The sequence below is a fragment of the Enterobacter cloacae complex sp. IR5441 genome (assembly GCF_049238215.1).
GTDB lineage: Bacteria > Pseudomonadota > Gammaproteobacteria > Enterobacterales > Enterobacteriaceae > Enterobacter > Enterobacter hormaechei_C.
The window spans coordinates 79,970-104,898 of the sequence record NZ_JBMKIA010000003.1 but is presented as its reverse complement, the minus strand read 5'-3'; the positions used below and the strand labels follow the sequence as shown (position 1 = coordinate 104,898).

17 protein-coding genes and 1 pseudogene are annotated in these 24,929 nt (G+C 52.1%); all 18 read left to right on the top strand.

What is annotated here, in order from left to right:
- Positions 1–417: 417 nt before the first annotated feature.
- The 18 genes and pseudogenes from tssB to tssA all read left to right on the top strand — a co-directional run bounded on the left by tssB (position 418) and on the right by tssA (position 24,927).
- Positions 418–909 carry a type VI secretion system contractile sheath small subunit gene (tssB, locus tag ACOTX5_RS05030; RefSeq protein WP_003856899.1) on the top strand — a complete coding sequence of 164 codons (492 nt, stop codon included), beginning with the start codon at positions 418–420 and terminating at the stop codon, positions 907–909.
- A 40-nt stretch (positions 910–949) separates the two neighbouring features.
- Complete coding sequence (tssC, locus tag ACOTX5_RS05025; protein ID WP_047727527.1) at positions 950–2,485, top strand: type VI secretion system contractile sheath large subunit; 1,536 nt, start codon at positions 950–952, stop codon at positions 2,483–2,485.
- 13 nt (positions 2,486–2,498) lie between these two features.
- Positions 2,499–3,842 carry a type VI secretion system baseplate subunit TssK gene (gene tssK / locus ACOTX5_RS05020; RefSeq protein WP_045911800.1) on the top strand — a complete coding sequence of 448 codons (1,344 nt, stop codon included), beginning with the start codon at positions 2,499–2,501 and terminating at the stop codon, positions 3,840–3,842.
- Positions 3,839–4,513 (top strand): type VI secretion system protein TssL, short form, encoded by a 675-nt coding sequence (tssL, locus tag ACOTX5_RS05015; protein WP_045911799.1) that lies wholly within the window; start codon positions 3,839–3,841, stop codon positions 4,511–4,513. The genes tssK and tssL overlap by 4 nt, the downstream gene beginning before the upstream one ends.
- A complete protein-coding gene (locus tag ACOTX5_RS05010) occupies positions 4,513–6,183 on the top strand; it encodes an OmpA family protein (RefSeq protein WP_045911798.1) in 1,671 nt (556 codons plus the stop codon). The genes tssL and ACOTX5_RS05010 overlap by 1 nt, the downstream gene beginning before the upstream one ends.
- Positions 6,184–6,188: 5 nt before the next feature.
- Complete coding sequence (hcp, locus tag ACOTX5_RS05005; protein WP_009653685.1) at positions 6,189–6,680, top strand: type VI secretion system effector Hcp; 492 nt, start codon at positions 6,189–6,191, stop codon at positions 6,678–6,680.
- A 172-nt stretch (positions 6,681–6,852) separates the two neighbouring features.
- Entirely contained in the window at positions 6,853–9,498 is a 2,646-nt protein-coding gene (tssH, locus tag ACOTX5_RS05000) for a type VI secretion system ATPase TssH (RefSeq protein WP_234101217.1), read from the top strand.
- Positions 9,495–11,936, top strand: a complete 2,442-nt coding sequence (locus tag ACOTX5_RS04995; protein ID WP_080340111.1) for a type VI secretion system Vgr family protein — start codon at positions 9,495–9,497, stop codon at positions 11,934–11,936. The genes tssH and ACOTX5_RS04995 overlap by 4 nt, the downstream gene beginning before the upstream one ends.
- Before the next feature lie 14 nt (positions 11,937–11,950).
- Complete coding sequence (locus ACOTX5_RS04990; protein WP_225247907.1) at positions 11,951–14,572, top strand: glycoside hydrolase family 19 protein; 2,622 nt, start codon at positions 11,951–11,953, stop codon at positions 14,570–14,572.
- Positions 14,573–14,577: 5 nt separating this feature from the next.
- On the top strand, positions 14,578–15,402 hold the full coding sequence (locus ACOTX5_RS04985) for a hypothetical protein (RefSeq protein WP_052703912.1): 825 nt from the start codon (positions 14,578–14,580) through the stop codon (positions 15,400–15,402).
- Between the two features lie 136 nt (positions 15,403–15,538).
- Positions 15,539–16,066, top strand: coding sequence for a hypothetical protein (locus ACOTX5_RS04980; protein ID WP_126489791.1), 528 nt, complete (start codon positions 15,539–15,541; stop codon positions 16,064–16,066).
- A gap of 157 nt (positions 16,067–16,223) precedes the next feature.
- A complete protein-coding gene (locus ACOTX5_RS04975) occupies positions 16,224–16,370 on the top strand; it encodes a hypothetical protein (protein ID WP_154232972.1) in 147 nt (48 codons plus the stop codon).
- Between the two features lie 562 nt (positions 16,371–16,932).
- Complete coding sequence (locus ACOTX5_RS04970) at positions 16,933–17,277, top strand: hypothetical protein (protein ID WP_072052509.1); 345 nt, start codon at positions 16,933–16,935, stop codon at positions 17,275–17,277.
- A 498-nt stretch (positions 17,278–17,775) separates the two neighbouring features.
- Complete coding sequence (locus tag ACOTX5_RS04965) at positions 17,776–18,411, top strand: hypothetical protein (RefSeq protein WP_052703910.1); 636 nt, start codon at positions 17,776–17,778, stop codon at positions 18,409–18,411.
- A gap of 50 nt (positions 18,412–18,461) precedes the next feature.
- On the top strand, positions 18,462–18,725 hold the full coding sequence (locus tag ACOTX5_RS04960; protein WP_045911794.1) for a PAAR domain-containing protein: 264 nt from the start codon (positions 18,462–18,464) through the stop codon (positions 18,723–18,725).
- Between the two features lie 2 nt (positions 18,726–18,727).
- Positions 18,728–19,936, top strand: a pseudogene (locus ACOTX5_RS04955) (hypothetical protein).
- Positions 19,929–23,300 (top strand): ImcF-related family protein, encoded by a 3,372-nt coding sequence (locus ACOTX5_RS04950; protein ID WP_047727052.1) that lies wholly within the window; start codon positions 19,929–19,931, stop codon positions 23,298–23,300. Before ACOTX5_RS04955 ends, ACOTX5_RS04950 begins: the two are co-directional and overlap by 8 nt.
- Positions 23,301–23,319: 19 nt before the next feature.
- The gene (gene tssA / locus ACOTX5_RS04945) at positions 23,320–24,927 is read left to right on the top strand and encodes a type VI secretion system protein TssA (RefSeq protein WP_045911791.1); all 1,608 of its coding nucleotides are present in this window, start codon (positions 23,320–23,322) and stop codon (positions 24,925–24,927) included.
- Positions 24,928–24,929 lie beyond the last annotated feature (2 nt).

The window sequence follows — 24,929 nt, the reverse complement described above, 5'->3', positions numbered from 1 at the left end:
CATTCCAGTAGCAGTGTAGTCATTACTTTTTTTAAGATTAAATTTGTCCGATACAGGATTTTTCATATTCAGGCCATTTATTGAATTAAAACCTTATTTCTCTGCACTGTTAAGGGACGCGTTAATAAATGCATTGATGTAAATCAATTATTCAACCTCATGGAACAATAAGTTCAATATTTCCAATCAAAGCAGTCATTTCTGCCAAATTAATGTGAATAAATAGTTAATTTTTACTGTGTGTCATGTATCTATGGCATTTATGAGTGCAATAATTTAGTGGAATATTCTTAAGAAAAGTCCAATGGTAGATCTTTGATCTGATAAGTTGATTTTAAATGGGCTTTTGCTCTAATATGGTTTTGTAAAGAAACGTCACTCACTTAACATTTATTTCTTTTAAAGAAAGGGACTGCTATGGCCGATTCATTCCAGAATGAGGTGCCCAAGGCACGCATAAACTTAAAGCTGGCTCTGCATACAGGTGGCGCGCAGAAGAAAATCGAACTGCCGCTTAAACTCCTCACCGTCGGTGATTTCAGTAATGGAAAAGAGAATCGCCCATTATCGGAAAGGGAGAAAATTAACGTCAATAAAAATAACTTCAACAGCGTACTTTCGGAATTTAACCCGGAAGTGAATCTGACGGTTCCTAACACAATGGCCGGGGATGGTTCGGAAGAAAGCATAAAACTGAATTTCTCCGATATTAAGGATTTCGAACCTGAACAGGTTGCCCGCCAGATCCCCCAGCTCCGCGCCATGCTGGCCATGCGTAATTTATTACGCGACCTCAAATCCAATCTCCTTGATAACGCCACTTTCAGAAAAGAACTCGAGAAAATTCTTAAAGACCCGGCGCTGTCTCAGGAATTACGCGACGAAATGAGTGCACTGGCCCCGAAATAAGCGGCATGTGTAATTTAATGGATTAACCGGGAATATGCTGATGTCTGTGAATACTGAAACCGCCTCCGCGCAGGGGCAGACCACCGTACTGGAAAAAGAGGGCGTTTACGCCTCCCTGTTTGAAAAAATCAACCTGACCCCGGCCTCCAGCCTGGGTGATATCAATGCGTTTCTGGATGACGCCGCGCTTTCTGACGCTCCGGCGGGTGAACGCCTGACGGCGGCGATGCAGGTGTTTATGGACTGCATCCGCAAATCCGGTCAGCCGGTGGAGAAGCTCGACAAAACGCTGATTGACCACCATATCGCTGAGCTGGATTTCCAGATTAGCCGTCAGCTGGATGCCGTAATGCATCACCAGGAGTTCCAGAAGGTGGAGTCCCTGTGGCGCGGCCTGAAGCAGCTGGTGGACAGCACCGACTACCGCCAGAACGTGAAAACCGAAATTCTGGATGTGTCGAAAGAAGATCTGCGTCAGGACTTTGAAGACGCGCCGGAACTTATCCAGAGCGGCCTCTACTGGCACACCTATACCGCCGAATACGACACCCCGGGCGGAGAGCCGATTGGTTCCGTGATTTCATCCTATGAATTTGACGCCAGCCCGCAGGATGTGGCGCTGCTGCGCAACATCTCTAAAGTGTCAGCTGCCGCACATATGCCGTTTATTGGCTCTGTCGGGCCGAAATTCTTCCTGAAAGACTCCATGGAAGAGGTGGCTGCAATTAATGATATCGGCAACTACTTTGACCGCGCGGAATACATCAAGTGGAAATCGTTCCGCGACACCGACGACGCCCGCTATATCGGCCTCGTGATGCCGCGCGTGCTGGGGCGTCTGCCGTATGGCCCGGACACCGTACCTGTACGCAGCTTTAACTACGTTGAGCAGGTGAAAGGCCCGGATCACGAGAAATACCTGTGGACCAGCGCCTCGTTCTCCTTCGCGTCAAACATGGTGAAGAGCTTCATCAATAACGGCTGGTGCGTGCAGATCCGTGGCCCGCAGGCGGGCGGGGCGGTGAAAGACCTGCCTATTCATCTGTACGATCTGGGCACCGGCAACCAGGTGAAAATCCCGTCAGAGGTGATGATCCCGGAGACCCGCGAGTTTGAGTTCGCCAACCTCGGCTTTATCCCGCTCTCGTATTACAAAAACCGCGACTATGCCTGCTTCTTCTCGGCGAACTCCGCGCAGAAACCGGCGCTGTATGACACTGCGGATGCCACGGCCAACAGCCGCATCAACGCACGTCTGCCGTACATCTTCCTGCTGTCGCGTATTGCGCACTACCTGAAGCTCATCCAGCGCGAGAACATCGGCACCACCAAGGACCGCCGCCTGCTGGAACTGGAGCTGAATACCTGGGTGCGTAGTCTGGTGACGGAAATGACCGATCCGGGCGATGAGTTGCAGGCTTCTCATCCGCTGCGTGACGCGAAGGTGGTGGTGGAAGATATCGAAGACAACCCGGGTTTCTTCCGCGTGAAGCTGTTTGCGGTGCCGCACTTCCAGGTGGAAGGCATGGATGTGAACCTGTCTCTGGTGAGCCAGATGCCGAAAGCGAAAGCGTAAGGCGGTAGCAGGGATGAAAATTTATCGTCCGCTGTGGAACGAGGGGGCACTACTGTCCCCTCAACAATTCCAGCAACAGTCCGACTGGGAAACTTTTCGCAGCACAGGCGTTGCGGCACTTGCCTCGCCGTTTGCATGGGGCGTTGAGCAGGTGGAATTTGATGAAAGGCTGCTGGGTACGGGTCTGATTCAGATTACACAACTGCGGGTCTGGTTGCCGGATGGCACGCTGGTGGATATGTCAGTCAGCGATCTGCCTCCGGAGCCGCGCGAGCTGGATTTATCGCAGCATTCAGACGCGGTTACGGTGGTGATTGCCCTGCCGTTGATGCAGTCCGGGTTAAATAACGTGCTCCAGGAAGCGGCAGTGGCTGATCGGCCGCTCCGCTATCGTGAGGAGTGGGTCAATGTTCAGGATGCGTTTGGCAGCGAAGAGGAGTCCGTCGCTGTTGCCCGCTTTAATCTGGCGATCCGTTTTGAGCATGAGGATAACGCGTCGTGGCAGTGCTGTCCGGTTGCACGGCTGATCCGGGACGGACAGGGGAGCTGGCGTCATGATCCGGCATTCATTCCGCCTATGGCCCTGTTTTCTGCCAGCCCGGCGATGCGGGAAAGGCTGGTGTTACTGAACCGCCAGCTTCGCTCCCGCCGCCAACGGTTGATGGCTATGCGTCGGGAAAGTAATGAGCGCCTGGCGGATTTTGCTGTGGCGGATGTTTCTCTTTTTTGGCTTCTCAATGCGCTTAACTCTCATGCCAGGGTACTGGTGGAGTTTGAACGTTTTCCGGCTCGCCATCCGGAACAGGTGTGGGCAGAGCTTGCGCGGCTTGCGGGCAGTATGTTGACGTTTTCTCTGGACAGCGATCTGGACGCAATCCCTGGCTATGACCACGCCCGGCCTGAAATGACGTTTCCACCGTTGTTTGAACTGATCGCCGGTTTACTGGAAGCCAGCCTGCCGTCCCGTGTGATAGCGCTGGAGATGTCCCGACCTGACGCCCAGACCTGGAAAGCCTCGCTGCACGACATTCGGCTGCGTGAAGAAGCCGATCTCTGGCTCTCTGTCCGGTCTGACGTTCCGGCCTGGCAAGTGGCGGAGAAATTCCCGGCATTATGCAAGGCGGGTTCCCCGGATGATGTGAATGCGATTTCCACCGTTGCGCTGCAGGGGATCCCACTCATTGCCGTGAATCGCGTGCCTGCTGCGTTACCGGTGCGGATGGAGAACCAGTACTTCGCGCTGGACATGGAAAGTGCTGCGGCACGGGACATGCTGGAGCAGGGGATCTGTATGTTCTATGTGCCTGCCCTGCTGGGACAGCTTGAACTTGAACTGTTTGCGGTACTGCGATCATGAAAAAAGAAACCGATATCGATGCCCTGATGGCGGAGACCTGGCTCACCGTCGCCCTGCTTACGCAGGGGGCAACAACGCCTGACGGGAATGTGCTGTACGACACCTGCTGCAAACATGTGGAAAGCGTGCGCGAGGCGCTGGATCGTGCAGGATATGATGAAGCCAGCATCGATCATATCTCTTATGCACAGTGCGCGCTGCTTGACGAAGTGGTGATGAGCAGAAAACTGCATGACGGGGCAGATGCTGATGCGGGCCAGGTGGCCTGGCGAAAAGCGCCGCTACAGGCGCGCTATTTCGGGTCGCTGCACGCCGGTGAAGCCCTGTGGGATCGTATTGCGGAAGTATTGCGCCAGCCAGCGCCAAACATGGCCGTTCTGACCTGCTATCACCGGGTGCTCGCGCTGGGATTCCAGGGGTTGTACAGCATGGGGTCTGTCAGCCAGACCCAGCGTGAAGAGGCAATGAAAGCGCTTGCTGAGCGGGTTCCACCACTTGATGCTGGCCTTTCCCTGGTGGTTCGCAGGACCGGAAAACACCGTTACAGCCTGCTGCGCTCTGTCTGGTTCTGGATCGCGGCGGCGGCGGTAATTACCGGTGCCGTATGGTGGGGCGGTCATCTCTGGCTCCAGGCTCTGCTGTCCGCGCAGTTACCGGAGTTGCCCCATTAATGCGTAAATCGGTCATGGTTTCTCTGATATTCCACGTACTGGCGGGTGCCGCGGCGCTTTTATGGCTTTTGTGGGGCTTCATTCCGGCAGGTACGCTGTTTAAAGGCGTGATGACGCTGTGCATTGTTGCGCTGGCCGTCTGGCAGATCCGGCAAAAAAGCCGTTTCAGCCAGGTTCAGGGCAATGGCGGGTCTGGTTTTGATCTGCCGGTACTTGCTGATGCGGGTCCGGTTGTTCTTGTCTGCGGAGACAGACTGGATGCCCTGTTCGGGGAGCATACTCTGCGTAAAACAGCGCAGGGCTGGTGGCTGCGGGTGAATGACGTCAGTAGGCTCACTGATATCGTGCGCGATATTCAGGAGCGGCAGCCGCGCCAGGCCGGACAGATCGCCGTTATGTATGCATCCCACCCCGACGGGCACCAGGATGAAGCGGTGCTGCGCGCGACCTTGAAAGCGTTGCGCCAGCAGATGAAACAGCTGAGCCTGATCGCCGGATTCACACCGCCGGTGATCCTGAGCGGTGAGTTTTCCGGCCCTGAAACCCCGTGGGTTATTGTCCATGGTGACAAACCGGTTGTTTACCCTGTTGATGAGACGCCACAGGCTACGGACGACTGGCAACAGGCAAATCGTCTGGCGCTGATGCCTGTACTGCGGGAAGGCTTTGCTTTTATGCGCACCCTTCTTATGGATGAACTGGCTAAAGAGGATCGGTTATTTCCGCCGGTCCACACGTTTGCTGTGGCTCTGAAAAGCGGCGGCGCTTCAGCCAGCAATACGTCTTTATGGGCACTCTGGCTTTGTCGCCTGACACACCTGCTTCTGCCGCAGACAGACGAAATGGCGGAGGCATCCGGTCGTTTTCCTGATGCGGTACTACCGTTGCTCAAGCCTTACTGTGCACCTGTTCAGGGCGGGAAGCGCACCCGCCGTCTCATTGTGTGGGTCCTGGCCTGCGTTCTTGCTGCCCTTGGTTTTTCTGCCATGAATAACGCGGCGCTGATCCGCCAGGTGGGAATGGATCTGCAGCGCTGGTATGCCATCCCTATGAACCATTATGAGCCTAAGGCGCAGTCACTTGCCGCACTGAAACAGGACGCCCTTCTGCTGGAGCGCTGGCAGCGGCAGGGGGAACCGCTCAGGTATGCGCTGGGCTATTACCCTGGTCAGAGTCTTTGGCTGGCGTTACAGAAGGCGATTGACACGTATGTGCCGCCACCGGCTCCCGCCATGGAACCGGTACCGAAAATCATCCGCCTCGACAGCATGTCGCTGTTCGATACCGGAAAGTGGGCGCTTAAACCCGCCTCAACAAAGCTGCTGGTGAACTCGCTTGTGGGGATCAAGGCGAAGCCCGGCTGGCTGATTGTGGTCGCGGGCCATACCGACAGCACCGGGGATGACCAGTCCAACCAGGTGCTGTCGCTTAAGCGTGCGGAGTCGGTGCGCGACTGGATGCGGGATACCGGCGACGTGCCGGAGAGCTGTTTTGCGGTGCAGGGCTATGGTGAAAGCCGTCCTGTCGCCACCAACGACACGGCTGAAGGCCGGGCGCTGAACCGCCGTGTCGAAATCAGTCTGGTACCGCAGGCGAATGCCTGTCAGGCGCCGGGCAAGACCCATGCGTCATCGCAGGATGATGGCGCTGATAACAATGTAACGGAGTAATTAACATGGCAATTCCAGTCTATCTGTGGCTGAAGGACGACGGCGGCGCGGACATCAAAGGGTCCGTGGACGTTCAGGATCGTGAAGGCAGTATCGAAGTGGTGGCCCAGGAGCACAACCTGTACATCCCGACCGATAACAATACCGGCAAGCTGACCGGCACCCGTATCCACACGCCTTTCCTGTTCACCAAGGAAATCGACTCCTCCAGCCCGTACCTGTACAAGGCGGTGACGACCGGCCAGACCCTGAAATCGGCTGAGTTCAAATGGTACAGAATCAATGACGCAGGCCAGGAAGTGGAGTACTTCAACACGAAGCTTGAGAACGTGAAGCTGGTGAAAGTGAATCCGAAGATGCATGACATCAAGGATCCTGCTTTCGAGAAGCACAACCACCTCGAGCAGATTGAACTGCGTTACGAAAAAATCACCTGGACCTACAAGGACGGCAACATCATTCATTCCGATTCCTGGAACGAACGCGCCACCGCGTAAGTCGCATGCGGACAGGGCCCTGTCCGCAATTTTTTGCACAGCGTCTGTATGCACGGACGCTGTGCAAAGAAAAACACAATCTGCCTGCCCGACCTGATGCGCTTTGGGTTCCTGAATAACAGGGAACAGCGACGGGCGGTAGCGTGCCCGGAACTGATAAAGAGAGAGTCTCATGGAAAATCCAGCCATCCTGTTACGCCGTCTTAACCCTTACTGTGCCCGCGCGATGGAAGGGGCCGCTTCCCTGTGCCAGACCCGCGCCCATGCGGAAATACTGCCTGAGCACTGGCTGCTGAAACTGCTGGAGCAGGGTGAGGGCGACCTGACGGTGCTGGCGCGGCGCTACGAATGGGATATGGATACGATATGGCAGGATATGCTGGGTTTTCTGGACAGCCTGCCACGGTCAGTGCGCAGCCGTCCGCAGCTTTCGGAGGGCGTGCAGACCCTTATGCAGGACGCCTGGCTGCACGCCTCGCTGTCGGGGGAAGAGCACATCCGCAGCATTCACCTCCTGATGGCTCTGGTGGAAAAACCGAAACTGCTGCGCTGCGACGGCCTGTGGCCGCTGCTGACGCTGGCGCAGAGCCAGCTTGAGCGCCTGCGTGGACTTCTGGATGCGCAGTCGGATGAACGCCCGGAGGTGCAGCAGGAAGCGGAGCTTACGCAGGGTGATGAGGTGGAGTTTGTCGGCCGTCCGGTGAATGCGGATATAAAAGGAGAGCTGAACCCGGCGTTGCAGAATGCGCTGGACAGGTTCACCCTCGACGTCACCGCCCGCGCCCGTGAGGGCAGAATCGACCCGGTCTATGGCCGCGACAATGAAATCCGCCAGATGGTGGACATTCTTTCCCGGCGCCGCAAGAACAACCCGATTCTGGTCGGCGAACCGGGCGTCGGCAAGACCGCGCTCGTGGAGGGACTGGCGCTGCGCATTCATGAGGGCAATGTGCCGGACGCGCTGAAGCCGGTCTCGGTGCGCACCCTTGACCTCGGCCTGTTACAGGCCGGGGCGGGTGTGAAGGGGGAATTCGAGCAGCGTCTGAAAAACATCATCGATGCGGTGCAGCAGTCACCCCTACCGGTTCTGCTCTTCATTGACGAGGCGCACACCATTATCGGCGCCGGCAACCAGGCGGGCGGCGCCGATGCGGCCAACCTGCTGAAACCGGCGCTCGCCCGCGGTGAGCTCAGAACCATCGCCGCCACCACCTGGAGTGAGTACAAACAGTACTTTGAGCGCGACGCCGCGCTGGAGCGTCGTTTCCAGATGGTGAAGGTGGACGAACCGGACGACGACACCGCCTGCCTGATGCTGCGCGGACTCAAGTCACGCTACGCGGAGCACCATGGCGTGCATATTACCGATGAAGCGGTTAAAGCCGCCGTCACGCTCTCCAGACGCTATCTGACCGGACGCCAGCTTCCGGACAAGGCGGTGGATTTGCTGGATACCGCCTCTGCCCGTATTCGCATGAGCCTGGATACGGTGCCGGAACCGCTGACCCGCATGAAGGCGCAGCTCACGGCACTGGCTATGGAGAAACAGGTGCTGCTGGAGGATATCGCGGTGGGTAATACCGCCCACGGCGAACGTCTGGCCGCCATCGGAGAGGAAGAAGTCGCCATCATTTTGCAGCTCGACGAACGGGAAACCCAGTACGGTCAGGAGCTGAAAATCACGGAAGAACTGCTTGCCTGCCGCACGGATATCTCCCGTCAGGGGGAGATTGCTGACCTTCAGATGCAGCTTACTGCCGTGCAGCAGAATACCCCGCTGCTGGGGCTGGATGTGGACGCGCGTACCGTCGCCACCGTTATCGCCGACTGGACGGGCGTACCGCTCTCTTCCCTGATGAAGGACGAGCAGACGGAACTGCTGAGCCTTGAGCACAGTCTGGCGAAACGCGTTGTCGGTCAGGACAGTGCGCTGAATGCCATTGCGCAACGCCTGCGCGCCAGCAAAACCGGTCTGGCGCCGGAGAACGGCCCGCAGGGCGTGTTCCTGCTTGTGGGGCCGAGCGGCACCGGCAAGACCGAAACCGCCCTGGCGCTGGCCGATGAACTGTTCGGCGGCGAGAAGTCCCTTATCACCATCAACCTTTCGGAATACCAGGAGCCACACACCGTCTCGCAGCTCAAGGGCTCACCTCCGGGCTACGTGGGTTACGGTCAGGGCGGCATTCTGACCGAAGCCGTCCGTAAGCGCCCGTACAGCGTGGTGCTGCTGGATGAAGTGGAAAAGGCGCACCAGGACGTGATGAACCTGTTCTATCAGGTGTTTGACCGAGGCTTCATGCGCGACGGCGAGGGGCGGGAAATTGACTTCCGTAACACGGTGATTCTGATGACCTCCAATCTCGGCAGCGACCTCATCATGCAGATGCTGGATGAACAGCCGGAGGCGACAGAGCCGGACCTGCATGAACTGCTGCGTCCTGTCCTGCGGGACCACTTCCAGCCCGCGCTGCTGGCGCGCTTCCAGACGGTGATTTACCGTCCGCTGGCGCAGGCAGCGATGCGTACCATTGTGGAGATGAAGCTGGCGCAGGTCAGTAAACGCCTCAACCGTCACTACGGTATGAAGACCGATATCCACGAAAGTCTGTACGACGCACTGACCGCCGCCTGCCTGCTGCCGGACACCGGGGCGCGCAATATCGACAGCCTGCTGAACCAGCAGATTCTGCCGGTGCTGAGCCAGCAGTTGCTGACCTATATGGCAGCGGGGCAGAAGCCGCAGCATCTTACGCTTGGCTGGGATGAGGAGGGGATTGTGCTGGCATTTGACGAACAAGCAGAAGGAGAAGCGTCATGAACAGTTCCCGGATTAACAAGGCTACCGATGCGGTACAGCAGCTGCTGGGCCTGTCACGTTACCGGGTTGATGTGCATGGATGCGGCGATTTCCTGGATGTTCTGCGTTATAACGCGGTTGAGTCACTCAGCCAGCCCTGGCGGTATGATGTGACAGTCACCTGTTCTTCTGCGGATATTGCCTGCGACACGTTACTGCTGAAACCGGCCTCATTTACCTTTCAGACCCCGATGTTTGACGGCACCCCTGCGCTACCGGTCCGGACGGTTTATGGGGTGGTGAAGTCATTTCGCCGGATCTCCACGTCAAATGACGAGACCCGTTACGCACTGAAGATCGTTCCCCGCATCGCGCTTTTGGGTTTTACAAAGGGCAGTCAGATTTTCCTCAACCAGTCGGTCACGGAAGTGGTTGAACAGGTACTGTGTAAACACGGCCTGGAAGGACCTGACTTTGAGTTCCGGCTCTCAAGGGAGTACCCGGCTCGGGAGCTCATCACCCAGTGGCGGGAAACTGACCTTGAATTTATTCAGCGCCTGCTGGCTGAAGTCGGTATTTACTGGCGTTATGAAATGGACAGCCGTCTTGAACAGGATGTGGTAATTTTTCAGGACAGCCAGCAGCAGTATGAATTTGGCCTCACGCTGCCATTGCGCAGCCAGGCCGGGATGAGTGACTGCGGCCAGGAGAGCATCTGGGGTATTCAGACCGCATACAATGTGGTGAGCGGGAGTGTGGTCACCCGTGACTACAACTACCGCGAAGCGCTGATGCCTCAGGACAGCGCCGAAAGTATTTTCAGCAAGGAAGGGATCACCACCGGGGAAACGTACCATTACGCGGAACCCTTCCTGTCAGCAGGTGATACTGAAAGTACAGAGACCGGGGCATACTTCGCTCGTCTGCGTCACGAACGCATTCTGAACGCGCAATATCGCGTCAGCGGGCATTCTTCCAGTCCGCTTCTGGTCCCGGGTCAGGTACTGGAAACGGACGGCACGTTACCCGATGCCGTCAAGGAAGGCATCGTCATCACCACGGTGCGCACTCGCGGTTCACGCAAAAGTAGCTTTACGCTGAGGTTTGAGGGTATCCCCTACAGCGAAACCGTCTGCTGGCGTCCGGCACTGCTCAGTCGTCCGGTGATATCCGGCTCGTTGCCTGCCCGGGTGGAAAGCACACAGAAAGGTGACATCTATTCCTGGCTCGACCCGGACGGGCGATACCGGGTAAAACTTGACTTTGACCGCAGTAGCACTGAACACGGTTATGCCTATTTGTGGCTGCGGCTGGCTAAACCGTATGCCGGTGATACGTACGGATTCCACTCCCCGCTTATCGACGGAACTGAAGTGGCCGTCGTTTTTGACGGCGGAGACCCGGATCGTCCCTACATCGCTTATGCCCTGCATGATTCAGAGCATCCAGATCATGTCACCAGTGACAATCATGCGCGGAACGTGTGGCGTACCCCGGCGAACAATAAGCTGCGGATGGAAGATAAGCGCCAGGAAGAGCATATCAAGCTCGCGACAGAATATGGCAAAACGCAGCTGAATATGGGTCATCTGGTCGACAGCCAGCGAGAAAAACGCGGTGCCGGTTTTGAATTGCGTACGGACGAGTTTGGTGCAGTACGTGCGGCAAAGGGTCTGTTCCTGACGGCGGATGCTCAGGCCAAAGCCCAGGGACCGGTGCTGGAAATGGCTCCTGCGATTAACCAGATTAACCAGGCCAACAGCCAGATGCAGGCGCTGAACAGTGCCGCTGAAGCCGCCGGAGCGCTGGTCTGCGACATCAATACCCAGATTAATTTTGTGACCGACAAAATCAAAGACCTCCAGTCTGCGGTCCTGCTGGGTAGTGCTCCGCAGGGGGTGGCACTGACCTCAGGTGAACACCTTCAGCTCAACAGCACCCGCAACACCATGATCAATGCAGGTCAGCATCTTGATATCGGTGCGATGAAAAATCTGTCCGTAACGGCAGAAAAAGCCCTCGGTCTGTTTGTACATAAAGAAGGGGCTAAACTGTTTGCGAATCAGGGAGATATTGAAATTCAGGCTCAGCACAACACGATGGCCCTGTTTTCTGAAAAGCAGTTGACCGTGACGAGCAGCGAAGATGAAATCATTATCAGCACCCCGGAAACGCTGACGCTGAACGGCGGCGGGTCGTATCTGAGGCTGAACCAGAACGGGATAGAGCATGGCTCAGAAGGGATGATGATAATGAAAGTGGCAATGTATCTGGTTCCCGGTACTCCTGCGAGTCTTCCCTACGACACTCCCGATTTTCCTTTAACCTCTTTGAATCAAGACAGTAATAACGAGCCAGGAACGGATAATTCGGACTCATCGAAAAATGATGATCAATATCGACAGAATCAGCCTGAAAACGATTCTGCCAAAGGTTCTGCAAAACGGGCATGTGATTAACACGGAGGTTTTTTATGGCAGCAGTTATATCTAAACAGAGTTTTCCCGTCCCTTCAGATGCTAAAGGTCAGGAGTTTACTTCTGCTGAAGAGTTATTATTGAAGCTTGAACGCGAAAGGTCGGGACTATATCTGGTGGGAAGTCAGGGAATGTGGCATGGCGGTATCCATATTACTGATGCCACCATTCCCTGGTGTGCCCTGAGTACAGATAGTGAGCCCGAAAAAGAATATTGCCGTGAACCTTATAAAGGGGAGCAATTTATTCGTTGTATGGCTGATGGTGAGATAGTTGCCTGGCGTGTCTGTAAGGATTATGAGGGGGCCGCGATTGAATGGCGCGGTGAAAAACTGTTTCTTTCAACATCCTTTGTGTTGGTGAAACACTATATCCAGCCGGGTGATACAGAAGAAAGTGGACTGACATTTTTCACTCTGTATATGAATCTGGCGCCCTTTGTTGCTTATAAACAGCAGGGAAGCCAGTCAGACAGAAAAGTGGCAGGAGTCCAGCGTTACTACACCAGCGTGGAAGATTTGCAGGCGGGGAGCGCAGCCGGAAAACTGGCTAAAGACACGCCTGTCACGCTGAGTGATGCCATAGTGACCCGCAGAAGCGACGGGCGTCAGTTTACTGAAGTGACCATTACCAGTGAGACGAAAAATGCCGCAGGAGAAACGCTTGCAGCAGGAACGAAAGTCTGGACGGTGTCTGACCGGGGTTCACTGAAAGCGTCGTCGTCAGTGTCCGTTCCCTCCTGGTGGGAAAAATGCTCTCCTGCTTACACTACTCAGCCAGACGGTATCGTGAACTGTACCTCTCGTACAGACTGGGCGTACTACCTGAGCAGTGAAGATGTACTGCAATATAAAAATGCAGGCAAACTGGCGGCAGATTTCCCGCTTTCTTACGAGCCTGGTAATACCGCGCAGCAGGTTGTCCGTTCCGGCAGGAATCCTGGCGATGTCGCAAGAACATTCAGTCTGGTCACTCTGGGGCGGGATAAGGATAAGCTGAAAAAGGGCGACCGGGTATGGGTAGTGTCAGACGGCGACAGTCTGACGCCGGTTGCACCGGCAGCATCCGGTAGCGAACCTGTTTTTAATGATGTGTATGTACCTTCAGCGCCTGTTCCGGTCAATGCCGGAGACAGTCTTGGGCATATGGGTTTTTATCAGCTACCGGAAGAAAACGGCAAACGCTCGCGCTACCAGGTACATATAGAGTGCCTGAGCATGGATGATATGGAGAAGTTCATCACTAATCCCGGAAGAGCAGGAGAGGATGCGCCGGTGTATCTGACCTGGAAAGCTGATGCACCGTTGTTTGAAAAGGGTGAGAGGGGAATGGTTGCGGGCAGTCGTAAAACAAAGATATCGGGTATTGTTACGCTTGCAAAAGTGCCGGGTGCCGATGCTGAGGGAAATGCACTGACAAATAACCAGAATGCGGCTTATTTTCACATATACAAAGAAAATGGCTGGTTACCTGCCGCCAGTGTTCTGAAAGTGTCGCAGTATGCGCTTGGTGAGCTCGGCTTTGTTACTCTGAATAAGACACCGGAGAGTTTTGACCTGATAAATGGGATAAAACAACCGGATAACGTGGTGAAGGGAATACTGGAACAACTGTATAAAGCGGCACAGGATGAATCCCGCACCAGCCATGCGCTGAACAAATATAATTACGAGCGGTTGCTGGAGATGATCGACACAAACCAGGACGGCTATTACTCGGAGCAGGAGTATCTTCAGGCAGTGCATAATGCGTCGTACCGTGATCGCCTGTATCGTATTATTGCGAAGCACGCCAGCGAATGGTATCACGGGAAGGATGACCCGCTCTGGAAGGCATACCTGGATACATTAACCACGGATGCGCCGTTATGGAAAACGTATCTGGAAGCGTTTCTGGATAAGATGACATGGATGAAGACGGTGTGTGAAAAAGGTGTGGTACTGGGGCCGGAGCCGTGGCATATGCATCCGATTGCATTTTTATCAGCTTTATTATCCGATGGTGATCAACTTATTACATACGAGCAATTAAAATTAATGCTCCCTTCCGATCGAGAAGGTGGAATTAGTATTTATCTGGAACCGTTGAATGAAGCTATGAGATTATTTGAAATAAATACACCATTACGAAAATCGCATTTTATAGCTCAAATTCTCCACGAAACAGGTTTTTTCAGATATACAGAAGAAACTGCTTCTGGAAATGCATATGAAGGTCGCTGTGATCTTGGTAATATTCATGTCGGAGATGGCCCACTATTTAAAGGCAGGGGCTTGTTACAGATTACTGGCCGTGATAGTTACACAAAGTGCCAGGAATATCTCAGGACTAAGCTTAATGACAGTACGTTTGACATAACGTCGTCAGTGTCTAGAGCAAAACAGTTATCAGAAAATCCACGGTATGCCGCATTAGCATCTGGATATTTTTGGAAGTATATAAAACCTAAGTTAAATGCTACAGCTGATAGGGACGATATTTATTGGGTTTCAGTTTATGTCAATGGATGGGCGGTGCAAGAGCATCCTTATTATCCAGACAAAGCTAGAGAGCCGAATAATATGAATGATCGAGTTAATAAATTATCTATCGCCAAGAATGTATTTGGTCTGGAGTGAGTTTAATGAAAAAAGTATCATTATTATTAACTGTATGGGTATTGCCATTATTTTGTAGTGCTTCGGATGTGGTGAATACTGATTATTCAGTTTCTTCGATGTATAGTGGGACCATTGGGAAGAGTAATATTACAATGAATCTTATTACTTCCAGAGATACTGTCTCTGGAAGTTATATATATGATAAATATAAAAATAGGATCTTGCTAAACGGAGTAGTAAATTCTAATTCTATTGAGTTAAAAGAAAAGACAAGTAACGGCACTGCTGCTATAACACTTGTTCATACAGATAAGGGTTATACAGGTAAGTGGTGTGATAAAAAATGTGTTCCTGTAACAATTCAAAACAATAATTCATTCAAAGACGGTGAATTGAGAGATATTAATTCGGATGACTCTGATATAGACACTTATAAAATAAATTTAGCATTTAAGAATAAAAACGAAAGCATAATTATTACTGATGCTATAGATCCACCATCTTTGGAGTTTGTGGATATTAATAGTGATGGCTTTTACGACTTGGTAGTCAGAACGGATCATCGTCCAAATAATGGTAGTCAGACTGTTTATCTCTCAGGTGATAATGGATTGACTGAAGATAAGAACTTATCAAAAGAAAATGGCACCCTTGTATATAATTCTTATAAAAAACTCATTGTTTTTAATTCAAAAGACGATTGCTGCAATAAATTTAATAAAATTATTTACTTTTTTGATAATGGTAAAGCAGTGAAGGTTGATAACATATTCTTTGACTACTCATCTAACGAAGGTAAAAATTCCAGAGGTGATAATGTTTCAAAGGATAAATTCGAGTCTTACTAAATTTTTGTCAAGAGTAAGTTTGGTAGGACAGAATCCGGTCTGGTTGCAAGAAGAATATCCGAGAGCAACTTATTTCTGAATAATATATATGATGCGTCTCACTGAGTTAAATATGAAGTCTTATATGAGTGTGAGGATGAAAACTTCACTTGTGTTTTTTTCTTTTGTTTGTCGTATATGTTCGTTTAATGTATATGCAAATGATTCTTGGGTGTTTTATAAAGTATCCAGAACTGATTTATTTTCCAGGCATGATTCGAAAACAATACAGAATCTCAATGAGTTATATGGTAAAGCTAAAATTAATTCGAATGATAATATACTAACGATTAATAACGATTTACTGGAGAGTTCAACGGTCTGCTCAGTTGAGTATAGGAAGAAGAAAGAAACCCCTCTTTCTTATTTTTACTCAAAGAAAACATTGACAATGTATGAAAATGTTTTCAAAAATGACAATCTTTCCTTAGCGAAAGATATTTACATATTACAACCCTATGATCCTGATAAAACCTGTCCACCTCCTTATGATGAAATAATAGAGAGTGATGACTATTTGTTGTTGGTTGTTCAGGATTATTTGGTGTTTTTTAAAAGCATAGCGAACAACGCTGGGAAATTAGAAAAACCATCTGATAAATCTAGTTTTTCTACATTTTTGTGAAAATCTTTTGGAAGGCCATACTTTTGATGGAAAGGAAAAATATATTTGTAGTTTCAGTAATGATAATTTGTCTTATGCGTATTTAAAATTTAAAGAAATAAGCGGGTGCGATGGTGTTCTGAAGGAGACGTTACCTGGCAGAAGCGTATCTTATTAAATGGGGGATACGAAAGTTGTTTATCAATGGATTGGTAGTGATGAAGTGAAAATAACAGTTATACAGAATATGGATGAAGGGATTTATTCATTTAAAAAAGCCAAATCAGGAACGCGAGTGGCTGTTGTTATTAAATCTGGATATTAATGGGTGTTATTTTTATATGTCTCAGATAGGACGTGGCAGTAATTTTAAAAATGCTGGGTAGTGAGTTATCTGGTGCTTAGAGGTGGCAGCATTTTGCCACTGGAAACACCGGGCTTTAAAATGACAGACGTGACGGTCATGACCAAAAATTCCGCCAAATGGACAAGTGAATAATATGGAAGGTAATTTATGATTGCAAAGCTACCCAAAATCAATTATCCCGTACTGTCAAACAAAAATGGCCATGCTTTTTCCTCGGTGGAGGATATTTTATCGATGTTTGGTAGCGAAAGTTTGGGACTGTATCTGGTGGGAAGTCAGGGAATGTGACCAAAATTAGTTGACCACTACAATATGCTCTTGGTTGGGGCTATGGCATGATCCAGGGTACTGTCAAAAGTAAAGAGGAAGCACTGACAGGATATAAAAGAGCAAAAGATTTAATAGCTTTATCTCCATTTCCGCAAGAAGGTCGGGAGGGGCGAAAGGAAGTTTATGGAATAGAACGAAGAAATGTGGCCGCATTTGTGGACAGAAGAATAATTGAACTGGAGTCATCAATATGAAACTTAAATTATTAGCATTGATTTTATTTTTTATACCATCCTTTTTATTTGCAAAACAACAGAGCTTTGTAGGTTGCTTTAGCTCAGGGAACATCAATGTGAAATATGTTGAAATATCACATGAAAATGCTCTATTAGGTTATGTGGTTTATGGGAATTCATCAGTGTTTATACCTCTTGCATATATAAAAAAATCAGAAATGGCTTTTGGTGATAGACCATCAGAATTTACTGTGACATGGAGTGAGGTTGTTGACGGTAAAGTCAATGGTTTCTACGTAATTGCTACTCAAGGTGCAAGGTTTAATACCTTTTATTATAAATCCCTGTCTGGAAAGTAAACTATTTTTGAGGAGAATATAGGGGCATATAATAATGATGGAAATAATTGCAAATGGTGATATGAGCTGAAAATATGCTTATCCGAAGGGTATTATGAAGGTAATGATCTGTACCAGTCAGGACCGGAGACAGTCTCGGCATATGGTTTTTTTATCAGCTACCGGAAGAAAACGGCAAACGCTCGCGCTACCAGGTGCATATCGATATGGAAAGGTTCATCACCAATCCCGCAGAATGACAGATTCTTCTGCCCGGTTTAATTCATTAAAGGCAAAATTATGATAAAGCCTGGTTTCTTGAATGTTATTATTTTGACTATCTTTACTGCGAATGTAAGTTATGCTGATATAGAAATTAAATCCCCAGAAGGAGGTCGTTTAATTTTTTCCCAGGAAAAAAAGGTGAGCATTATGAAAATAATTCATGGGGGGGAATCGTTTTTTATCGTAACAATTATTCGGCAGATCTCAGTCGCAGCGACAGATATTATATAGAGGATGGTTCTTCAAAACCATCTCCCTCTGGAAAGTATCTTAATCGTAACGAGTGTCTCTGGGGGATATGTAGAGTTTGGTGATGGAGTAAAAAAATATACCGATAAGGCTTATTGTAGTGTCGTGGACATGACCAATGGTTGCATTGTTAGTGACTGGGATGGTGAGGCGTGTGGTTATAGCTGGGTGGGTAATAAAGATGTATTAGCCAGTTCAGGAGGTGTGAACGCAGATAAGTTTGACTTCCAGTCGATGTGCCCCGTGATCAATAAAATTATAGATGATTTTTCTGGAATAGATGAAAAAGATATTGCCAACCTGATTCGGTGCGACTCACCATCTAAGGAAAATGTAAATACATATCAAAGAATGGCAAAGGAAAACAAAAAAGCAAAAAGGGTTGTATTGAAATCCATTTCTGAATATCTAAGCGGAATTACCGAGATATCCACGGTGAAAACTAAGTCAAATTTGTTCACTTTGCCAAATGACAATAACAAAACCAGTGCTTACCTTGTTCCCGGAGATAAGGTAAGGGTGATACAGACGTCGCCAGATAATAAATGGATAAATATTGGCTATATCAATGCAAAAGGTTCACCCCTTATATCTTGGGTCAGGACTGAAACACTTGAGTAATAAATATTAATTTATTCTGTCCTGTATACAATAAATTAATGGAGATACAAATGTTGCAAATTATTCGAAAAGGCGACAAAACCACCCACGGCGGTTCAGTCATGACCTGTTCTGGCATCATGATATTTGGTGGGATTGGCGTGGCGCGTAAAGGTGACATGGTTTCCTGTCCGATACCTGGACATGGACCGACAACCATTATTGAAGGGAACCCTGATTATCTTGATAACGGGATCCCGGTTGCCTTTCACGGCCATAAATGTGGTTGTGGCTGCACATTGATCAGTTCTTTTGCTCCAGCAAAGGTTGCCTGAGTATGCCAGTCTTGCTGGATACCATCCCTGAAAAGGCGGCGAAGGTTCCACGACCTGATACCCGCCGCTGGCTGCTGTTCCTGGCATTTGTCATGTCAGGAGGGGTTGCGTTAACGCTCTGGAACTGGACGACAGAACGCACTGGCTTTATTTTCTGGTTTACTGCGCTGGGATTGCCTTTCTGTCTTTGGGGACTGCTTTTCTCCCTGCGCCGGTTTGCATACAAGGCAGAGCAGGTGGGGGCCGAGTCCCGGAATGTGGAGCGCGAAACGCTTATTGATCGCGAAATTTGTCGGGGTCAGCGCTGTGCCTAGATACTCGATACATGCGTTCAACATTTTTCAGGAAATAGCCCTGGTGCACTGGTGAGAGCACTTAATTATACCGTTCCAGCATCAGAGGCCTCAACGCCACGTGGTTCCAAAACCGCTGTCAGGTATGCAGCCTTAGTCAGTTTTCAGACAGATCTGAATACAGAACTCATCGCCGCCACGTCAACTCTTGTCGCCCATGTACAAAAAATTACCGACACCCTGTCGAAGGATATTCCTTGCTGCCTGATGCTGGACTGTGACGACGATATCCGACCCAGACTGGAGGAGCACTTCAGAAATGAACTCATCGCCAGAACCGGGCGGGTCTTCAGACTCCTTGCGGGCAAAGGTCTTGCGGGGTTTGATGCCTGGCTGGACCAGCGCTGGGACACTCCAGGCATTCTTGCAGGAGTGACGTTTTCATTGCCTGCTCAGCCTGATGAAGGTGACGCCGATGCTATTACCCTTGTGGTGCTCAGCAACCGTAAAGCTGTTGGTTATCCTGATGCAGTATGTCTCCATCGCCCTGAAAGGGGCCAGGAAAACCGGCTTGTAAAAACACTGGGCAGGGCACTTTTATGGGCCGCAACAGCGCCTGAAGCACTAAAAACGGCCTGGTATACAGGATCAATCCTTTCAAGCGGAAGTGGCTGGAATATGGCTTGTGAAGATAACGGGGTGACATTCAGCTTGTCAAAAGACAATCATGGTATTGATCCCGCTCTGGGATATGCTAAACGCGCCGCCCCCTGGCTTGCTATTATTCTTGCCTCTGCTGCTTGTAGCGGTAATGGCCCGCAGGTTATCGCCGCACAACCCGCCGCTGCCAAAGACGACATCTGGGTCGCCGTCATCACCAAAGAAGAAGTTCGCAAGGAATCGCCTAAGAATGTCTAAGGTAAAAGTCAAAACACTCATCGGCTCCGTTGTGACTGTCGCGTTTTTTCTGACGGTCATCGTGGCATTTCTGTTTTATGCCTTTCCGGAAAACGTGGCTTCGGCCACCGGATTTGGACCGTATGACGGCCAGCGCATACTCACATTCTGCACCATACTGGTTGCCGCAATGTTTTTACTCGGCTGGCTGACAGAGAAGGCTTTCGACTTCGCCGGTAAATCCGGGTTGTATTTCCACTGGGGGCAGAAAAAGGCTCAGTTTGTCGCTCCGGTGACGAACACTATTGCCAGTGAAGAAGATGACGATGAACCCGTCTTCAACGAGGACGCCATTTCCGAACACCTGCGCTTTCGCTATGGACGCCGCTGGCACCGTAAGGTGCGACTCCTGCTGGTAACGGGCAACCCGGACGATGTCCAGAAAGCAGCACCGGGCCTGTGTCATGACCTCTGGCAGGAAGGCGACGGTAACGTGCTGATTTATGGCGGTGACGCCCAGTCACTCCCGGATGAGATCTTTCTTTCAAAACTGAAACGTCTGCGTCCCGGTCAGCCGGTTGATGGCATCGTTCAGGTGATGAGTACCTCAGCCCTCCCGACGTATACCGAACGGGATGCCTTTTTGCGTTGTCGCCAGAAAGCCGACCACCTGCTGGGCTGGCAGGCACCTGTCTGGCTGTGGCTGACTGACAAAGCTACGAGTGCTCAGCAGGACGCAGAAACGACTGCGGCAGGGGTGATATTCGGACCGGAAGGCACCGTAAAAGAGGCGGGCGAGGCATTTTCTACATTGATGCAACGTCTGCAAAAAGCTGGTATGGCACAGGTACTGAATAATCCGGCTGATTTCGGTCTGCTCCGGTTGTCTTCCCTTCTGCGACAGGAACTGAAAGCCAGTCTGACCGTTTTACTCAGCGGGCTGATGCAGGGATCTGCGGCCTGGCGTTTACGCGGCGTGATGTTCAGCCCTGAACTGGCCATTACCGGAACAGTGCCGAACTCGCACCTCGACACGCCGACATGGAAAGCCGTTATTGATGACTGTGAAGCTGTCAGCGCCAGGAAACTGGGCTTCGGCTGGCTGAAGATGCTGCGGTTAATCTTGCTTTCCCTGATGGTCTTATGGGGGGGCGGTACACTGTTGTCTCTCATCGTTAACCGTACCCAGATTTATCAGGCGCAGGAGACGGCCAGGCAGGCAGCGGATACGGCATTACCCCTGGCTGAACGCCTGCACAACCAGCTCGTATTACAGCAATCCATTGCCCGCCTGCAACATCGTGAGGCGACCAGCGCTCCGTGGTACACCCGCTTTGGTCTTAACCAGGATAGCGACATGCTGACGGCGCTCTGGCCACTGTATGCGAAGAATAATGCGCAGCTGATGAGGGATGCCACCGCAGACCATCTCAGGCAGCAACTGAATGCCTTTGTGCAACTTCCTCCGGCCAGTGATGCCCGAGCACAGGGCACACAGCGTACCTACGATGTGCTGAAAAGTTACCTGATGCTGGCCAGACCGGACAAAGCGGACGCGGGCTGGCTGGGAAAAAGCGTGCTGGCAGCCTGGCCGAAACGCCGGAATGTGCCGGATGGCGCCTGGCAGGAAATGGCACCCAAACTGCTGGGCTTTTACGCCCAGAATCTTCCTTCACATCCGGAATGGAAAATTAAGCCCGATGCTGAATTAATCGGCACGGTACGTCAAATCCTGCTCAAACAGATTGGCCAGCGTAATGCCGAATCCGGGCTGTACCAGGACATGCTGAAGCGCGTTGCCAGCAACTGGCCTGATTTAACGCTTGCCGATATGACCGGCGACACGGATGCCTCCACCGTCTTCAGTACAGAAGAAGTGGTGCCGGGCATGTTTACCCGCCAGGCCTGGGAAGAGCAGGTGCAGGATGCAATTGAGGAGGTGGTTAAAACCCGCCGCGATGAAATCGACTGGGTGCTGACGGATAAAACCCATCAGTCCGGAAGCGATGTTTCGCCTGAAGCGTTGAAGTCAAGACTGACCGAACGTTACTTTACCGATTTCGGCAATGCCTGGCTGAATATGGTCAACAGCATCCAGTGGCACGAAGCGGCCTCGCTCTCTGACGCGATCGCCCAGCTCAATCTGATCGGTGACGTGCGTCAGTCGCCACTTGTGGCGCTGATGAACACCCTGGCATGGCAGGGAAAAACCGGCGAGAAGGGGGAAGCGCTGGCGGATTCGATAGTGGATTCGGCGAAAAAGCTGGTTGGACGGAAAAAGAACGTGAAGCAGTTTATCGAACAGGCGCAGGGACCGCGCGGTCCGCTGGACGATGTGTTTGGTCCGCTGACGGGATTCATGGAGGGAAAAGAGGGAACCGGACGTAACGGTAACCTGAGTTTTCAGTCCTGGCTTGCCCGTGTTACCCAGGTACGCCTGAAACTCCAGCAGGTCACCAGCGCGCCGGATCCACAGGCAATGTCTCAAATGCTGGCTCAGACCGTGTTCCAGGGCAAGGCTATTGATCTGACCGACACGCGTGACTACAGCAGTCTGGCGGCGGCGAGTCTGGGCCAGGAGTGGAGCGGGTTCGGCCAGTCACTGTTTGTTCAGCCGCTGGATCTGGCCTGGCGGCAGGTGCTGACCCCGGCAGCAGAAAGCCTCAATACCCGCTGGCAGACGACCATTGTCGAACAGTGGAATAAAGCGTTTGCCGGCCGCTATCCGTTTAAAGCCACCGGAAGTGATGCTTCCTTACCGCTGCTGGCTCAGTTCCTGCGCGGCGATTCAGGTCGCATCGCCACGTTCCTGAAAACCAGCCTTGGCGGCATTCTCCACCAGGAGGGGAACCGCTGGGTGGTGGATCCTTCTGCAAGCCAGGGAATGGAAGTGAGCCCGGATTTCCTGCGGGCAATTAACCAGCTGGCCGAACTGTCGGATATCGTTTTTGCCCAGGGCGATGCGGGCGTTCACTTCGAATTAATGGCGCGTCCTTCCCGCGATGTGGCCCGTATGCAGCTGACGCTTGATGAGCAGAACCTGGACTTCTTTAACCAGATGGAAAGCTGGCAGAGCTTTACCTGGCCGGGAAACACATATTATCCGGGTGTCAGCCTTCGCTGGCGCAGCGTGAACAGCGGGATGCAGCTCTACACCAGCCATCAGGGGAACTGGGGATTCATCCGGCTGCTGGATAAGGCATTAATTACACCTCTTGATGCAAGCCGCACGCAGCTGGTCTGGATCACCCCGGACGGTAATCCGCTGAAGTTTGTTATGCGCAGTGAGCTGGGTGACGGTCCGCTTGCCCTGCTGAAGCTCCAGGGATTTACACTGCCTGAAACCATCTTTACGGTTGCGGCCAGCGTTGAAGACGTCGAATAAAGATAAGACAAGGAAAAACATGAGTTCACCGGAAGCCCTGTTATCGGCATGCACCACAAACCACGAAGCGCAGCTGCGCCTTACTGAAAGCGCCTCCGGCACCCTGTCTCTCTGGGAGAACTGGTTAAAACCGGTCCGCCCCGGGGCGGAAACGGGTGACGATCCGGCCAGTGACGACGATTTCCAGCTGATGCGGGAAGAAATCAACAAACTCTCGGGCACCGATCCGGATCTGCTCTGCACCCTGGCGGAAAAAATACTGTGTGAAAGCGCCAAAGATATCCGTGTCGTCACCTGGTATACCCAGGCCCGGCTGAGCCGTGACGGCGAGAAAGGCCTGGCGGAAGGGATACTGCTGCTGGTCGCGATGTTGTGCCGCTACGGCAGACACTGCCATCCGCTGCGCCCGAATGCCCGGAAAGCTGCGCTGGAGTGGCTCAACAGTACAAAAGTACTTGATACGCTCTCGCGCTGGCCGGAAGTCGATCGGGAGGATGCTGGCCTGACGGCGGGAGCGGTCACTCTGCTGAGTAAGGTGGTCTCAGACTGGCCTGAAAATGAAAAACCCGCATTCGCTGGCCTCTGTAGCGCGCTGGAAAACCGTCTGGCGCGTTCTGGCGGGGTGACAGCGCTAATCCCCCAGAACAGCAGCACTCAGGATACCGGGCATGATGCTGTCTTTTCTCCGTCGCCACTGCTGACGGACGTAAAGTCGGGGCGCGATTTGCTGGATCAGGCAAAGATACTCTCCCGCTGGCTCGGAGAACAACCCCAGGGGTGGCTGGCCTCTCACCGGCTGATGAAAACCGTTCGCTGGGATACGGTTGACCAGATCCCGCCGCTGGACAGCAATGGACGTACCCGGCTGGTCCCGCCTAAACCAGAGTACCGGGCGCAGTTAAAGCGTCTGTACCTGCAAAAAAGCTGGGCTGAACTGGTGGAGCAGGCCAGCCAGATGTACTGCGAAGGGGTGAATCATTTCTGGCTCGATCTCCAGTGGTACCTCTGGCAGGGACTCAGCCATGCGGGACAGCCCTGGGAGAATCTGGCGGAGTCAGTCCTGCTGGATCTTCGGTTCCTCCTCAGACGTCTGCCCGGGCTTGAAAGCCTCGCCTGGAATGACGGTACCCCGTTTGCCGATGAGGTAACCACGGGATGGATTGCGGAAAAGGTCAATGAGGAAGGACTGTCATTCGGCAGTGAGCCGGTCGTGTCCGCGGCGGTAAACGGGGATGAGGTGCTGTCACTTGAGGCCGAGGCGATGGAGAAGGGTGACAGTGAGGGGCCCGAAGCGGCTCTGACCTGGCTCCAGACCCGCCCCGGACTGGACTCTCCGCGAAATCGCTGGCTGATACGTCTGCTGATGGCTCGTGTTGCGGAACAATACGGGCGTAACGACATGGCGCTTCATCTGCTGGCTGAACTAACATCCGGTGCGCCGCAGTTGACGCTGGGTGACTGGGAGCCGGGCCTGATGTTCGAAGTTCAGGCCCGCCGTCTGAAACTGTTGCGCATGAAGGCCGGCCGTAGCGAGTCCGATAAAGCCCGTCTGACGCCTGAGATGGATGCTTTACTTGCTGGACTTATTGCCATTGACCCGGCCCGTGCCATGGTGCTCTGTGTCTAATT